Source organism: Stenotrophomonas sp. S41 (assembly GCF_016624625.1).
In the GTDB taxonomy this organism is placed as follows: domain Bacteria; phylum Pseudomonadota; class Gammaproteobacteria; order Xanthomonadales; family Xanthomonadaceae; genus Stenotrophomonas.
The window spans coordinates 1-13645 of record NZ_JACVTV010000116.1; the positions used below are offsets into that span (position 1 = coordinate 1).

Sequence of the window (13645 nt, forward strand, 5' to 3'; positions counted from 1 at the left end):
ATCACCCTTTCACGGTGGCGACCGGGGTTCGAATCCCCGTGGGGACGCCAATTCTTGAAGACCCCGGCCTCGGCCGGGGTTTTTCTTTGCCTGTCATTTCAGTAGATCCACGCCATGCGTGGATGAATGCCTGATGCCACAGACTCAGAACCGCCGATACATCCCGATCGAGGCCGGCGCCGTCGGTGCAAACCCGAACTTCGCGTACAGGCGGTGTGCCTCACCATCGGCCAGCAGGCTCACATAGGCCGACGGCGGCAGCGTTGCCTGCATCCAAGCGTCCAGCCGCCGCATCACCTCCTTGCCCAGACCCTGCCCCTGCAACCGGGGCACGACGGCGATATCGCACACCTGCAGGTGGCAGCCACCATCGCCGACGATCCGCCCCATCGCCACCAGTTCGCTGCCCTGGTACGCACAGACCCCGAACAGGGTATTGGGCAGCGCGCGGCTGGCGGCCTCGTGCGTCTTGGCACTGAGCCCAGCCAGCAGACGCAGCTGGCAGTAATCCTCAACGGTCGGCACGCCATCGCGGAACTGGCAGGTGGTTGGATCGTTCATGCGTCATCTCCAAGTGGTCAGGCTATCCTGCCGCAGTCACGTCGCAGCCGCTGCGACCTTCGCCCACAGAACGCCCATGTGCTATTCCGCCCTGATCCGCGCCGACTACGCCAAGCTCGTCCGTGAGTACGGCGCCGTGCTGTCGCTGGAAGAATTCGCCGAGCTCTACGCACACGATCCCGGCAAGAAGCGGCCGAAGACGCCCAAGGCCATGGACGATGGTTTTGCCGGCGCGCGCACCGAACAGGGCCGCGACATCGTGGCGAAGATCCAGCAATGGCATGCCGAGGAGCAGCAGACGCTGCAGGCCGAACTGGTGAAGCAGGGCGAACGGCGCGACATCGCCAACGCCACCCTGGCCACGCGGCCCACGCAGAAGGCACGCAATGACCTGCGCGTGGCCAACAACCGCATCGAGCGTGCACAGGCCCGCCTGGATGATCTGCATCGGGTGCAGCTGCTGCCGCGCGACAACCGCATCTTTCCCGGCACCTACGCACCTGTGATGGTCAGCGAGAACGGGCAGCGGGTGATCAAGCCGATGCGCTACCAGTGCCGCCTGCCTGACAAGCCCGCACGCAACGACGTGCTCTACCCGGGCACCTACAACGCACGCCGCGACAGCCTGGAAGGTTACTGGCGCGGCGCCTTCGGCCTGCGCCACGGCGTGGTGGTGGTCAGCGCGTTCTACGAGCATGTGCCGCGCCACGCCATCGCCGGTCGCAGCCTGGGTGCCGATGAAAAGGAACAGGACGTGGTCCTGGAATTCCGCCCCGACCCACCGCGCGACCTGCTGCTGGCCTGCCTGTGGGCCGAATGGGAAGGTCCGGAGGGGCGCCTGCTGTCCTTCGCCGCGATCACCGACGCACCACCGGCCGACGTGGCGGCCGCCGGCCATGACCGCGGCGTGGTACCGATCCGTCGCGAACACCTGGACGCCTGGCTCAATCCCGATCCGGACCAGCTGGCCACGCAGTACGCCATCCTCGATGACCGCGAGGATCTGCGTTACGTCTACGAAGAAGCGGCCTGAACCGGAAGACCGGGCTCAGGCCTGCGCGCTGGTACGACCGACGGCGCGCAGCAAGGCCTGCGACAGATCCACCGACAGATAGGGTTTCACCAGCAGCACACCGCCAGGCATCGATGCGGGCAGCTGATCGGCGGTCATGCCGGTGGCCAGCACGAAGGGCACGCCCGCTGCGGCGAGCGCAGCGGCGACCGGCTCACTGGTTTCGTTGCGGGCCAGCCGGTAATCCAGCAGCGCCACGTCCGGCGAGGTTTCCTGCAGCAGGCGCAGCGATTCAGCGACCGTCGCCGCCAGGCCGACGACCACGGCGCCGGCCTGCACCAGCTGCATCTGCAGCAGGGCCGCGCTCATTTCGTCGTTTTCGACCACCAACACGCGCAGATCCTGCAACGCTGCCATGGGGCCTCCCCCCACCTGTCAAGCCGATCCAGTATAGCCATCACCCGGCCATTGCCGACAGGACGGCGGGCTTCCGCCCCCCCCCTCCGAAGAGGCCTCTATGAAGGTCCGCCGGGCTCGGTTACACTAGCCCGCTGCTGCCGGTGTGGCGGAATGGTATACGCAGCTGACTCAAAATCAGCCGGGGGTGACCCCATGAAGGTTCGAGTCCTTTCACCGGCACCATCGAACAAAAGGCCAGGTCATCGACCGGGCCTTTTGCGTTTCCGGCCTTGAAGTGCCTGTCATTGCCAGCTGACACTGGCCGCATGACACCGTCCGTACCCACTCTGCCCACCGCTTTGATGGCGCATCTGCGTCCACTGGTCGCGGAAGACGCCGAGGCGTGGTCGGCTTACCTGTCATCCCCTGGTTTCATCGAGCACACGAGCTGGTCCGACGTGTCGGCCGACGGCTTGAGACGGCAGATTTCCCGCTACGGCAACGACCAGGGCGAACTGCGCTGGGCGATCGTCAACGCGCGCGGCGGCCTGCTTGGCACGGTCGGGCTCAATGGCATCGACCCCGCCCACCGCCGGGCCGAACTGGCCTACGACATCGCGCCCGCCCACCAAGGCCGTGGCCTGGCCAGCGCAGCGGCCCGTGCAGTCCTGGCCTGGGCGCACACCACCCTTGCCTGCACACGCGTGCAGGCAACCGTACTCGACAGCAACCACCCGTCCATGGCCGTACTGCAGAAGCTCGACATGCAGCTGGAAGGGAAGCTGCGCGGCTATCGCTACGTGCGCAACGTGCCGCGGGATTTCTGGATGTATGCCAGCCTGATCGAACGCTGATGCCGGGTCGCAGCTGAAGGTGACGCCCCACCCGCGGTGCGGCGCCACCCCGTCGGGTCAGACCACCCGCAGCATCGGTGCGTGCCTGCCCTGCTCCGCATCAACCCGGAACCCGGCCACCGTCTGCAGCAGCTGCGCGGACTGTTCCTCCATGCTGCGTGCCGCCGCCGATGCCTCTTCCACCAGTGCCGCGTTCTGCTGCGTGCCCTGGTCGATCAGGTCCACGGCCTGGTTCATCTGCTGGATGTCATCGCTCTGCTGCTGGGCCGCCGTGCTGATCTGGGTCATCAGGTCGCTGACCCGGCGTACGTCGCGCACGATCTCATCCATGGTGCGCCCGGCACTTTCCACCTGCGCGGTGCCGGCACCGACATTGGCCACCGATGCGTCGATGAGGTGCTTGATCTCCTTGGCCGCGCTGGCCGAACGCTGCGACAGCTCGCGGATCTCGGTGGCCACCACCGCGAAACCGCGACCATGCTGGCCCGCGCGCGCCGCTTCCACCGCCGCGTTCAACGCGAGGATGTTGGTCTGGAACGCAATGCCGTCGATCACCCCGATGATGTCGACGATGCGGCGCGACGAGGCGTTGATCACCGCCATGGTCGAGACCACTTCATGCACCACGGTGCCACCGCGCGCGGCCACGTCCGCCGCGCCGCCGGCCAGTTCGCTGGCCTGGCGTGCGTTGGTGGCGGTGCGCTGCACGGTGTCGGCCAGGCCCTTCATCGACACCGCCGTTTCCTCCAGCGAGGCCGCCTGCTGCTCGGTGCGCTGGGACAGATCGCTGTTGCCCTGCGCGATCTCGCTCGCACCCACCGCAATGGTGTCGGCGGCGAACTTGATCTGGCCAAGAATGCCGGCCATTGCCTCCACCAGCGCGTTGACGCCCTCGCACAGTTCGGCAATCGGGCCGCGCTTGTCGGTCATGTCCACATGGTGGGTCAGGTCGCCCTGCTTTGCCGCCGCCACCACTTCGCGGGTCTGCGCGACGGCGCGCTGGGTGGCCTGGTTCTCGTGCACCTGGGCAGTGATGTCGGTCGCGTACTTCACCACCTTGAACGGGCGACCGTTCATGTCGAGGATCGGGTTGTACGACGCCTGGATCCACACCTCGCGCCCGCCCTTGCCCAGCCGCCGGTACTGGCCGGCGTCGTACTCGCCACGGCCCAGCTTTTCCCAGAACTGCCGGTATTCGGCACTCCCGCGGTGGTCGGGTTCGACGAACAGGGAATGGTGCTGGCCACGGACCTCGTCCAGCGTGTAGCCGGTGGCGGCCAGGAAGTTGGCGTTGGCCGACAGGATGCGTCCGTCCAGGCTGAATTCGATGACCGCCTGCGACTTGTCGATCGCCGCCAGCTGGCCCGCCGAATCGGCGGCCTGCAGCTTCTGCGCGGTGATGTCGGTGGCGAACTTCACCACCTTGTACGGCCGCCCCTGGCGATCCAGCACCGGGTTGTACGAGGCCTGGATCCAGATCTCGCGCCCACCCTTGCCGAAGCGCCGGTACTGGCCGGCGTCGAACTCGCCGCGCGCCAGCCGCGCCCAGAACTCGCGGTACTCGGCGCTGCGGGCATGTTCGGGATCGACGAACAGGGAATGATGCTGGCCCTGGATCTCGTCCAGGCGGTAGCCCACCGCCTGCAGGAAGTTGTCGTTGGCCTGCAGGATGGTGCCATCCAGGGCGAACTCGATGACCGCCTGCACGCGATGCAGCGCGGCCACCTGCGCGGCCAGCTCATCCTGGCGGCGGTCCTGCGCGGACAGCTCGGTGGTGGTGCGGTGACCGCCCAGCGCGCCCAGCAGCACGCGCCAGGGCGAAAAACGGGAGTGCGGGTCGGCCGGTGTCTGCTCACCCGCCGTGAAGCCTGGCATCAGCATCGTGGGTTCCTCGGAGTCCAATAAAGTGCAATCCGGCGGGCGGATGCCCGGCGGGGCCATCAATTGCCTGGACTTGCAGACGCGCGGGGGAAGCGTCCTTGTTCGTTGTGCGCGTAGAGCTCTGGACTGCGGACTGCGGAAGGCGGTACACACAGCACGGACCGCCCGTCGGGGGCAGCATGGAGTCCAGCAGCGAGGGACAGGAGCGGGATCCAGTCAGGTTATCGGCCGGCGGGACGCGGCCTTTAGGGCCATTTTTAGCCCCCGCGTCTTCACAGCACCCGGCGATACAGCAGCTTGCCCTCGGCCTCGCCCTCGGGCTGGTAGCCGTTGCGCTCCAGCAGGGCCACCATCTGCGGGAAGGCCTGCGAGGTCTTCACCTCGATGCTGTCATAGCCCTGCGCGGCGGCCCAGCGCTCCTGGGTTTCCAGCAGGGCCTGGGCGATGCCCTGGCGGCGATGTGCCGGATGGATGCCATCGACCCAGCTGTAGAAGCGCCGGCGGTCCAGCGCGTAGCCCACCTTGAAGCCGACCAGTTCACCGCCCTGCTCGGCCACCAGCACCAGGTGGCGACGGCCGGCCAGGCGTTGCATGTAGGTGGCGTGCGTACGCCCCTGGCCCAGCTCACCCACGCCCTGCAGCACCTGCAGGGCTTCGTCCAGAGAGCCTACCCTTACCAGCATCGTGTTCCTCCATGGTCAGCGTTGCCGCCACATCATCCAGCGCAGCACGGCGATGGCCAGCACCGCCGGCAGATAACCGAGACTGCATCCCCAGACCAGCGCCGATGATCGCACCAGGCAGTCCGGCGAACGTCACGATGGGGAGTGCAGCGTCCATGTCGTCGTTCGTTCCAGGTTGCAACGTTCATTGTGGCCCATGCCACGCCTGGCTGCGATGCAGGCGGCGGCCGGAAGGTTGCAATGACCAACGGGGGATTACTTTGCGCGGCGCTGCGTGCAGGATCATCGTCATCACGGATGCATCCATTGCAGGGAGAAGCCCATGTTCAAACGTCGTGCCTGTGTTCTGTTGTTGAGCCTGTGCAGTGCCGCCGCCGGCGCCGCCGATGCGCCCTACCGCCCCGCCTTCCATCCTGGCGAGCACAAGGGACCGCCTGCCGGCCGCTTGAATGACGTTCTGGTTCTGGGCAGCTCGCATCTGTCCACCCTGCCCGACGCGTTCCAGCCGACGATGCTGGAACCGCTGCTGGAGCGCCTGCAGGCGTGGCAGCCCACGGCCATCGCAGTGGAAAACGTCTCCGGCCTGCAGTGCGACTTCATGCGCCGCAGCCCGGCCCGCTATGCCGACAGCGTGAGCACCTACTGCGTCGACACCGCACCGGCCGAGGCAGCGACCGGACTGGATGTTCCCGGCGCCAACGCCGAAATGGACCGTCTGCTGGCCACATGGCCGAAGGACGCCACACCGGCACAGCGGCGCCGGCTGGCCGCGGTCGCCCTGGCCGCCGGCGAACGCGGTTCGGCCATCGTGCAGTGGCTGCGCCTGCCCAGCAGCGAACGCCGCGCGGCCGACAGCCTGACCCCGGAACTGGTCGCCTTCCTTGACGCACGCGTGCTGCGCAAGGACGAGGTGAACCTGGTCGCCGCCCAACTGGCCGCACGGCTGGGACTGGAGCGGCTGTGGTCGGTGGATGACCAGACTGCCGATACGGATACGCCCAAGGAACAGCAGAAAGCGTTCGCCAAGGCCATCCGCGGCGCCTGGGACAACCCCGCCGGCAAAGCGCGCAGCGCCGCCTCCGCCCCCTTCGAGGACAAGGTGACCCAGCCGGGCGGGCTGCTGGCCCTCTATCGCCACGAGAACTCCCCGCAGACCGCACAGAACGTCTACGACAGCGATTTCGGCGCCGCGCTGGTCGAGCCGTCACCGGAGGGCTTTGGCCGCAACTACGTGGGCTACTGGGAAACCCGTAACCTGCGCATGGTCGCCAACATCCGCGACGTGCTGGGCCGGTACCCGGGCACACGCATGCTGGCCATCGTCGGTGCGTCACACAAGTGGTACTACGAGGCCTACCTCGACCAGATGCATGACGTGCGGCTGCTGGATGTGGAGCCGGTACTGCGCTGACGCTACGGGCCGAACGTCCTGACCATCACCGCGGGCGAGACGAACACGCGCAGCCCATGCTCCAAGGGCTGCTGCATGTCATAGCCGCGCGCATGCGGCCAGCTGCCGGCACCACCGATCTCCACGAACTCGGCCCCCGCGTTGCGGACGACGCGGGCGCCGGGACTGGATGCCAGACGACCGTCGAACACCGGTTCGCCCTGCCCCGCTGCGAACACCTGCACGCGTACATCGCCGGTGAGCGCATTGAAGCCAAGCTGCAGCTTCACGCTGCCCTGTGCATGGGCGAGCTGCACGTCGATACCCTCGGACGTGTCCACCCGCGGTGCGACGCCGAACACTTCAAGAAACGCGGTTTCGTCCCACGCAAACATCAACACCCTCGCCATTGGTAGAGTCGAGCTTGCTCGACTGCGTGTGCCAACGGCAGTCGAGCAAGCTCGACTCTACCAAGCCTGGCGTGGTCAGCGCCGCCCATTGCGCCACAGCACCGCGCTGGCGCCGATGATGCAGCCCAGGGTGGCCAGCAGCGCGCTGGCCACGCCCCACTGCAGGACCGGCACCAACGACTGCGCCAAGGGATCGAGGCGAAGCTGCTCCAGGCGCAGGCCACCGGCCAGCGCCAGCAGCCAGCCAATGCAGGCGGGCGCGTAGGCGCCGACGATCTGTGTGTTCCAACGGCTCATGGCAACTCCCTGTCGAGGTGGCGATGGGGCGATTGTTCCGCCCCGCCCTCTCACAGGTTGAGACCGTATCCGGCGTTACTTCGCCCAGCCGCCGCCGAGGGCCGCCATCAGTGCCGCGCTGGCCTGCAGCTGCCGGCTCTGGATGTCCTGCAGGCCCAGCTGCGCCTGCCGCGCATCGGTCTGCGCGCTCACCACGTCCAGGTAGCTCACCGCGCCACCGGCATAGCGGTCGCGCGCGATCTGTTCGGCACGCCGCGCCGCCTGCACCGCGTCGTCTTCATGGCCACGCTGCGCGTCGAGCTGGCGCAGCAGGGTCAGCTGGTCCTCGACCTGGCGGATCGCGGCCAGCACGGTGGCGCGGTACTGCGCCGACGCCGCATCGAACTCGGCATACGCCTGCGCCTTGGCCGCCTTGCGCCGGCCGCCATCGAACACCGGCAGCGCCGCCAGCGGGCCCAGCGCCCAGTAACGGTTGCCCACGTCCAGCACCGACAAGCTGCCCGAAGTCTGCCCGCCCAGCAGCCCGGTCAGGCTGAGCTGCGGGAACCAGGCGGCACGCGCCACGCCGATGCCGGCGTTGGCGGCGAACACCCGTCGCTCGGCCGCGGCGATATCCGGGCGTTGCTGCAACAGGTTGCTGGGCAGGTCCGCCGGCACCTGCGGCAGCGCCGGCAGGTGGCCGTCGGCCAGCACGAAACCGCTGGCCGGTGCGCCCACCAGTTCGGCGATGGCATGGCGCAGCAGCGCATGGCGTGCGTCCAGCGCATCCAGGTCGGCCTGCGCACTGGCCAGCTGGTGGCGGGCGCGGGCGACGTCCAGTTCCGAGGCGATCTCACCACGGAAGCGGTCTTCGGTCAGCGCCAGCGCCTGCCGGTAGTCGTCGATGCTGTCGCGCAGGATCACCTGCTGGGCCTCGGCACCACGCAGCTGCAGGTACAGCCCGGCCAGCTGCTGCGACAGGCTCAGGCGCGCGGCCGCCAGATCGTCACCACTGGCATCGGCGCGTGCACCGGCGGCAGCTGCGGCATTGCGCAGCCGGCCCCACAGGTCCAGGTCGAACGACAGCGAGAAGGCCGCGCTGTTGCTGTCATAGATCGCAGGCTGGGTCGCGCTGCGCAGCGGCTTGTCGTCGGACTGGCGCTGGCGCATCGGCCCGGCACTGAAGCCGACCTGCGGTGCACGCGCGGAGGCCACTTCGCCGGCCGCGGCACGCGCCGCATCGTAATGGGCCACGGCCAGCGCCAAGGTCGGGCTGGCCTCGGCCAGCTGCTGCTGCAGGCGGTCCAGCTGCGGGTCCTGGAAGGCCTGCCACCAGGCGGTCGGCATCGGCGTGGCAGCGGCGGGCGCGGCACTGCCTTCATAGCCGGCCGGCATCGCCACGGTGGGCACCTGGTAGGTCGGCGCCAGCGAACACCCACCCAGCAGCAGCGCGCCCAGCGCCAGTGCCAGGCGGTGCTCAACCGCGCGCATGTGCAGGCTCCTGCTCACCGGCCACCACACGCACGTGGTCGCCTTCGCGCAGCGCGTCCGGCGGATTGGGAATGACCCGGTCGCCGGCCTTCAGGCCGCGGTCCACGCGCAGCGTGCTGCCCAGGTCGCTGGCAATGTGGATGTCGCGCAGGTGGACGATGTCCTTGCCATCGACCACCGCCACCTGGGTGCCCTTGGCGCGGAAGATCAGCACCTCGGCCGGCACGCTGACGCCGTCGCCGCCGCCCTGCTGCGGCAGGGTCACTTCGGCGTAGCTGCCGGGCAGCAGCGCACCGTCGGCGTTGTCGACCACGAACTGTGCGAGCAGCGTGCCCGAACTGCGGTCGATCGCACTTGAATCGCCCTGCAGCGTGGCGGTGAAGTGGCGGCCGGACTGGCCCGGCACCTGCAGGCTGGCCTGCAGACCGGGCTGGATGCTGCCCGCGCTGTTCTGCGGCACCGGCACCATCAGGCGCAGGCGGCGGGTATCGGCGATGTTGAACAGTTCGCGGCCGCTGTCATCGGCGCGGATCAGCTGGCCGACGTCGGTCTGCCGCGAGGTCACGGTGCCATCGAACGGCGCACGCAGCGTGCGGTAGCGGCCCAGCTCCTGCAGGCGTGCGTAGTCGGCCTGCGCCGCTTCCACGCTGGCCTGTGCGGCGACTGCATTGGCCTGCTTCTCGTCGGCTTCCTGGCGCGATACAGAATGGCTGCCGAGCATGCCTTGCCAGCGTTCGGCACTGACCTTGGCCAGCGCCGCGTCGGCCTGCGCCTGCAGCAGGTGGGCGTGGGCCTGGGCGATCTGCTGGTCCAGTTCCGGGCTGTCGATCACCGCCAGCACCTGGCCGGCCTTGACCGGTTGGCCGATGTCGGCGCTCCACGATTTCAGGTAGCCGCCGACGCGCGCATGGATGGGCGCCTCGGTCCAGGCGGTCAGGTGTGCCGGCAGGGTCATCGTGCCTGCCTCGCCCTGTGCACCGGCGGTGACCACCTGCACGGCCGGCACCGCCTGGCGCTCGGTCCATTCGACCACGGCATGTGCCTGCTGCGCGCGCAGGCCAAGGCCGGCGGCAACCACGACCACCACGATGGCGGCACCCAGGATGAGGGGGCGACGCAGCGAACGCTGCGGCTGCGAAGCATCAGACATGCAGGGGCTCTCCGGCAGGGGCGGTGCGGGGCTTACGCGAGTGGGCCAGGGCGAACACCACCGGCACGAACAACAGGGTGGCGCACGTCGCCAGCAGCAGGCCACCGATGACCGCGCGACCCAGCGGCGCGTTCTGTTCGGTGGACAGTGCGGTCGGCAGCATGCCCAGGATCATCGCCAGCGCGGTCATGCAGACCGGGCGGAAACGGGTGAAGCCGGCTTCCAGCGCGGCCTTGGCCGCATCGCCGTGCTCGGCCAGGCGCTCACGGCAGAAGCTGACCACCAGGATGGAGTTGGCCGTGGCCACGCCCATGCACAGGATGGCGCCGGTCAATGCAGGCACCGACAACGAGGTGTGGGTGAGGAACAGCATCCACACCACACCCGCCAGGCCGGCCGGCAGCGCGGTGATGATGACGAAAGGATCGGTCCACGACTGGAAGTTGATGACGATCAGCAGGTAGATCAGCACGATGGCGGCCAGCAGGCCGTAGCCCAGGCCGGTGAAGGCCACATGCAGCGCATCGATCTGGCCGTGCAGGCCGACCTCGGTGCCGCGCGGGCGCTGGCTGGCCATGCCGTCGATGACCTTCTGCACATCGGCAGCCACCGCACCCAGGTCACGGCCCTGCACGCTGGCGTACACATCCAGGGTGGGCTGCACGTTGTAGTGGGTCACCACCGCTGAGCTGGAACCGCGCTGGATGTCGGCCAGGCCGCCCAGCACCTGCGGCACGCCACTGCTGCCGGTCACCGGCAATGCACTCAGCGCGGCCAGGCTGTCCATGCGGTACTGCGGGGTAGCGGCCACCACGCCGTAGGAGATGCCGTTCTTCGGGCTCAGCCAGAAGGTCGGCGCAACCTGGCCGCTGCCCGCCAGCGAGGCCACCATGCTGTTGGTGACGTCGCGCTCGGTGATGCCCAGGCCGTTGGCGCGCAGGCGGTCCACGTCCACCTTCAACGTCGGGTAGCCATCGGGCTGCTGCAGGCGCAGGTCGACCAGGCCCGGCACATGGCGCAGGCGGCGGATCAGTTCCCGCGCGTAGTCGCGGTTGCCGGCGGCGTTCGGCCCGGCGATGCGCACATCCATCGGTGCCGGCGAGCCGAAGTTGAGGATCTGACTGCTGGTATCGGCCGGCAGGAAGGCGAATGTCGCACCCGGGAAGGCCGCAGGCAGCACTTCGCGCAGGCGCCGCTCGTACTCGGCCGCATCACCGTGTTCGGGCTTCAGCGAGACCTGGATGTCGCCATCCTGCGGGCCGATGGTGCCGCTGGCACTGTAGGCCATGTTGATGCCGGTCATCGGCAGGCCCAGGTTGTCGACGATGGCGTCGATCTCGGCCGGCGGTACCACCTGGCGGATGCGTGCTTCGATGCGGTCGAAGGCTGCTGCGGTTTCCTCGATGCGGGTGCCCAACGGCAGGCGCACGTGCAGCGACAGCGCGCTGGCCTCGGTGGCCGGGAAGAAGTCCTGGCCCAGGGTCGGCAGCAGCGCGAACGAGACCAGCACGCAGGCCATGAAACCGATCAGGAACGGCCTGCGGTTGCCCAGGGCCAGCCCGAGCAGCGCGTGGTAGCGGTCACGCACGGACGAGAAACCGGCTTCGAACCGCTGCTGCCAGCGCACCAGGGCGGCGGCCAGGCGCGCGCGGCGGTGCTGCGGGTGGTCACCCTCGTGATGGTTGAGGAAGGCATCTTCCGGGTGGTGGCCCACGCCATGTTCGACGCGGTGCGGGCGCAGCAGGTACAGCGCCATGGTCGGCACCAGGGTGCGCGACAGCACGAACGAACTGCCCATGGCGAAAATCACCGCCAGTGCCATCGGCCGGAACAGGTAGCCGGCGATGCCATCAAGCAGGAACATCGGCACGAACACGATGCAGATGCACAGCAGCGACACGAACGCAGGACCGACGATCTGCGCGGCGCCATCGAGAATGGCCTCGCGCACGCCCTTGCCCTGTTCCAGGTACCAGTTGACGTTCTCGATGGTCACCGTCGCATCGTCGACCAGGATGCCCACCGCCAGCGCCAGGCCGCCCAGGGTCATCACGTTGAGCGTCTGCCCCGCCGCCGACAGCAGCGCGATGGCCGACAGCACCGCCAGCGGGATCGATGCGGCGATGATCACCGTCGAACGCCAGCTGCCGAGGAACACCAGGATCATCACGCTGGTCAGCAGCGCGGCGATGATGCCTTCGCGGGCGACGCTGCTGATCGACTCACGCACGAAGGTGGAGGCATCGCCGAGCAGCGAGATCTTCAGCGACGGCGGCAGGGTTTCGCCGATCTGCGGCAGCATGGCGCGGATGCGGCTGACCAGGGTCAGCGTGGAAGCGTCGCCGTTCTTCAGCGCGGCCATCAGCACCGAATGGCCGCCGTTGACGCGCACGATGTTGGTCTGCGGCGGCGAGCCATCGCGCACGTGGGCGACCTGGCCGATGGTGACGATCGCACCGTTGACGGTGCGGATCGGCAGGTCGTTGAGCGCCTCGATGTCGCTGGGGCTGTTGTTGAGCAGTACGGTGAATTCGTTGCTGCCCAGCTTGGCGGTACCCACCGGGGTGATCTGGTTCTGCGCGGCCAGCGCGTTGCCCACATCCTGCGCGGACAGGCCCTTGGCGGCCAGCGCCTGCGGATCGAGGTCGAGGGTGATCTGCCGCTGCTTGCCTCCGTAGGGCGCGGGGATGGCCAGGCCGGGAATGGAGGTGAGCGGCGGGCGCACGGTGTTCTGCGCCAGGTCGCGGATCTGCGATTCACCCAGGGTCGGACTGGAGAACGCCATCTGCAGCACCGGCACGGTGGAGGCGCTGTAGTTGAGGATCAGCGGCGGGGTCATGCCGGCTGGCATCTGCTTGACGATGGTCTGCGAGATCGCGGTGATCTGCGCGTTGGCGGTACGGATGTCCACGCCGGGCTGGAAGAACACCTTGACCACGCCCATGCCGGCCAGCGACTGCGATTCGATGTGTTCGATGTCGTTGACGGTGGTACTGAGCGCGCGCTCGTACGGCGAGATCACGCGGCCTGACATGGCATCGGGGGAGAGGCCGGTGTACTGCCAGACCACGGCGATGACCGGGATGCCGATATCGGGGAACACATCGGTGGGGGTACGCAGTGCGCTGAGCGGACCGACGATGCAGATGAAAATGGCCATCACCACGAAGGTGTAAGGCTTGTTGAGCGCGGTCCTGACCAAGCCGAGCATGCAGCTCTCCAGCAGTGCGAGTGCCCACCACGGGCAGCGCAGGCCGGAAAGTATCGGCGCTGGCAGTTAAAACAAAGCTGTGCCGCGGATGAAACATATTTCATGAAAGGGGTGGGTTCGGCAGGGCTTGCAGCCCTGCACCTGCCGGTAGTGCCGGCCGCTGGCCGGCAGCATTAGAGTCAAAAGCAAGAGCGGCATTCCGTGGGATGGCGGGGCACTGTGGGTTCTCGGGGACGCCGTGAACCCATACATGGGGGCTTGGTCGCCGCTTGCTCATGTGCGCTGTCCTGCGCACACGGCAAGACCGGGGTTGGGCGTCCTGCCCAA

The 13645-nt window shown here is 68.2% G+C and carries 12 protein-coding genes and 1 tRNA gene; 4 read left to right on the plus strand and 9 right to left on the minus strand.

All coding sequences use genetic code 11. The features are described from left to right. Positions 1 to 144: 144 nt before the first annotated feature. Positions 145 to 561, minus strand: a complete 417-nt coding sequence (locus IAE56_RS18085) for a GNAT family N-acetyltransferase (protein ID WP_200753478.1) — start codon at positions 559 to 561, stop codon at positions 145 to 147. Between the two features lie 76 nt (positions 562 to 637). On the opposite strand from IAE56_RS18085, the gene IAE56_RS18090 reads away from it, so the two are divergent. Continuing rightward, positions 638 to 1594 (plus strand): SOS response-associated peptidase family protein, encoded by a 957-nt coding sequence (locus tag IAE56_RS18090; RefSeq protein WP_200753479.1) that lies wholly within the window; start codon positions 638 to 640, stop codon positions 1592 to 1594. A 15-nt stretch (positions 1595 to 1609) separates the two neighbouring features. On the opposite strand, the gene IAE56_RS18095 is transcribed toward IAE56_RS18090, so the two are convergent. Beyond that, positions 1610 to 1990 carry a response regulator gene (locus IAE56_RS18095; RefSeq protein WP_200753480.1) on the minus strand — a complete coding sequence of 127 codons (381 nt, stop codon included), beginning with the start codon at positions 1988 to 1990 and terminating at the stop codon, positions 1610 to 1612. Positions 1991 to 2129: 139 nt separating this feature from the next. Here IAE56_RS18095 and IAE56_RS18100 point away from each other — a divergent pair. Further along, positions 2130 to 2215: transfer RNA gene (locus IAE56_RS18100), tRNA-Leu, on the plus strand. Between the two features lie 119 nt (positions 2216 to 2334). Beyond that, positions 2335 to 2826: a GNAT family protein gene (locus tag IAE56_RS18105; RefSeq protein ID WP_234456187.1), complete on the plus strand. Its 492-nt coding sequence runs from the start codon at positions 2335 to 2337 to the stop codon at positions 2824 to 2826. A gap of 57 nt (positions 2827 to 2883) precedes the next feature. Here the strand turns inward: IAE56_RS18105 and IAE56_RS18110 are convergent, their stop codons facing one another. Both IAE56_RS18110 and IAE56_RS18115 read right to left on the minus strand, forming a co-directional pair. After that, entirely contained in the window at positions 2884 to 4707 is a 1824-nt protein-coding gene (locus tag IAE56_RS18110) for a methyl-accepting chemotaxis protein (protein WP_200753482.1), read from the minus strand. A 272-nt stretch (positions 4708 to 4979) separates the two neighbouring features. Beyond that, entirely contained in the window at positions 4980 to 5390 is a 411-nt protein-coding gene (locus tag IAE56_RS18115) for a GNAT family N-acetyltransferase (RefSeq protein WP_200753483.1), read from the minus strand. 322 nt (positions 5391 to 5712) lie between these two features. Here IAE56_RS18115 and IAE56_RS18120 point away from each other — a divergent pair, with 322 nt between their 5' ends. Further along, positions 5713 to 6801 carry a DUF5694 domain-containing protein gene (locus tag IAE56_RS18120; RefSeq protein ID WP_200753484.1) on the plus strand — a complete coding sequence of 363 codons (1089 nt, stop codon included), beginning with the start codon at positions 5713 to 5715 and terminating at the stop codon, positions 6799 to 6801. A 2-nt stretch (positions 6802 to 6803) separates the two neighbouring features. Here IAE56_RS18120 and IAE56_RS18125 read toward each other — a convergent pair whose 3' ends face one another. The 5 genes from IAE56_RS18125 to IAE56_RS18145 form a co-directional block, all read right to left on the minus strand. Next, the gene (locus tag IAE56_RS18125; RefSeq protein WP_200753485.1) at positions 6804 to 7175 is read right to left on the minus strand and encodes a hypothetical protein; all 372 of its coding nucleotides are present in this window, start codon (positions 7173 to 7175) and stop codon (positions 6804 to 6806) included. A gap of 90 nt (positions 7176 to 7265) precedes the next feature. Beyond that, positions 7266 to 7487 (minus strand): hypothetical protein, encoded by a 222-nt coding sequence (locus IAE56_RS18130; protein ID WP_108769164.1) that lies wholly within the window; start codon positions 7485 to 7487, stop codon positions 7266 to 7268. Between the two features lie 75 nt (positions 7488 to 7562). Then, complete coding sequence (locus tag IAE56_RS18135) at positions 7563 to 8957, minus strand: efflux transporter outer membrane subunit (protein WP_200753486.1); 1395 nt, start codon at positions 8955 to 8957, stop codon at positions 7563 to 7565. Then, entirely contained in the window at positions 8944 to 10107 is a 1164-nt protein-coding gene (locus IAE56_RS18140) for an efflux RND transporter periplasmic adaptor subunit (protein WP_200753487.1), read from the minus strand. Before IAE56_RS18140 ends, IAE56_RS18135 begins: the two co-directional genes overlap by 14 nt. Further along, complete coding sequence (locus IAE56_RS18145) at positions 10100 to 13318, minus strand: efflux RND transporter permease subunit (RefSeq protein ID WP_200753488.1); 3219 nt, start codon at positions 13316 to 13318, stop codon at positions 10100 to 10102. Before IAE56_RS18145 ends, IAE56_RS18140 begins: the two co-directional genes overlap by 8 nt. Positions 13319 to 13645 lie beyond the last annotated feature (327 nt).

What these genes read in the sequence shown, in the direction of transcription:
- IAE56_RS18130 (WP_108769164.1), bottom strand. Translation starts at nt 7,487, where the DNA reads ATGAGCCGTTGGAACACACAGATCGTCGGCGCCTACGCGCCCGCCTGC.
- IAE56_RS18095 (WP_200753480.1), bottom strand. Translation starts at nt 1,990, where the DNA reads ATGGCAGCGTTGCAGGATCTGCGCGTGTTGGTGGTCGAAAACGACGAA.
- IAE56_RS18085 (WP_200753478.1), bottom strand. Translation starts at nt 561, where the DNA reads ATGAACGATCCAACCACCTGCCAGTTCCGCGATGGCGTGCCGACCGTT.
- IAE56_RS18115 (WP_200753483.1), bottom strand. Translation starts at nt 5,390, where the DNA reads ATGCTGGTAAGGGTAGGCTCTCTGGACGAAGCCCTGCAGGTGCTGCAG.
- IAE56_RS18135 (WP_200753486.1), bottom strand. Translation starts at nt 8,957, where the DNA reads ATGCGCGCGGTTGAGCACCGCCTGGCACTGGCGCTGGGCGCGCTGCTG.
- IAE56_RS18145 (WP_200753488.1), bottom strand. Translation starts at nt 13,318, where the DNA reads ATGCTCGGCTTGGTCAGGACCGCGCTCAACAAGCCTTACACCTTCGTG.
- IAE56_RS18120 (WP_200753484.1), top strand. Translation starts at nt 5,713, where the DNA reads ATGTTCAAACGTCGTGCCTGTGTTCTGTTGTTGAGCCTGTGCAGTGCC.
- IAE56_RS18105 (WP_234456187.1), top strand. Translation starts at nt 2,335, where the DNA reads ATGGCGCATCTGCGTCCACTGGTCGCGGAAGACGCCGAGGCGTGGTCG.
- IAE56_RS18140 (WP_200753487.1), bottom strand. Translation starts at nt 10,107, where the DNA reads ATGTCTGATGCTTCGCAGCCGCAGCGTTCGCTGCGTCGCCCCCTCATC.
- IAE56_RS18090 (WP_200753479.1), top strand. Translation starts at nt 638, where the DNA reads ATGTGCTATTCCGCCCTGATCCGCGCCGACTACGCCAAGCTCGTCCGT.
- IAE56_RS18125 (WP_200753485.1), bottom strand. Translation starts at nt 7,175, where the DNA reads ATGTTTGCGTGGGACGAAACCGCGTTTCTTGAAGTGTTCGGCGTCGCA.
- IAE56_RS18110 (WP_200753482.1), bottom strand. Translation starts at nt 4,707, where the DNA reads ATGCTGATGCCAGGCTTCACGGCGGGTGAGCAGACACCGGCCGACCCG.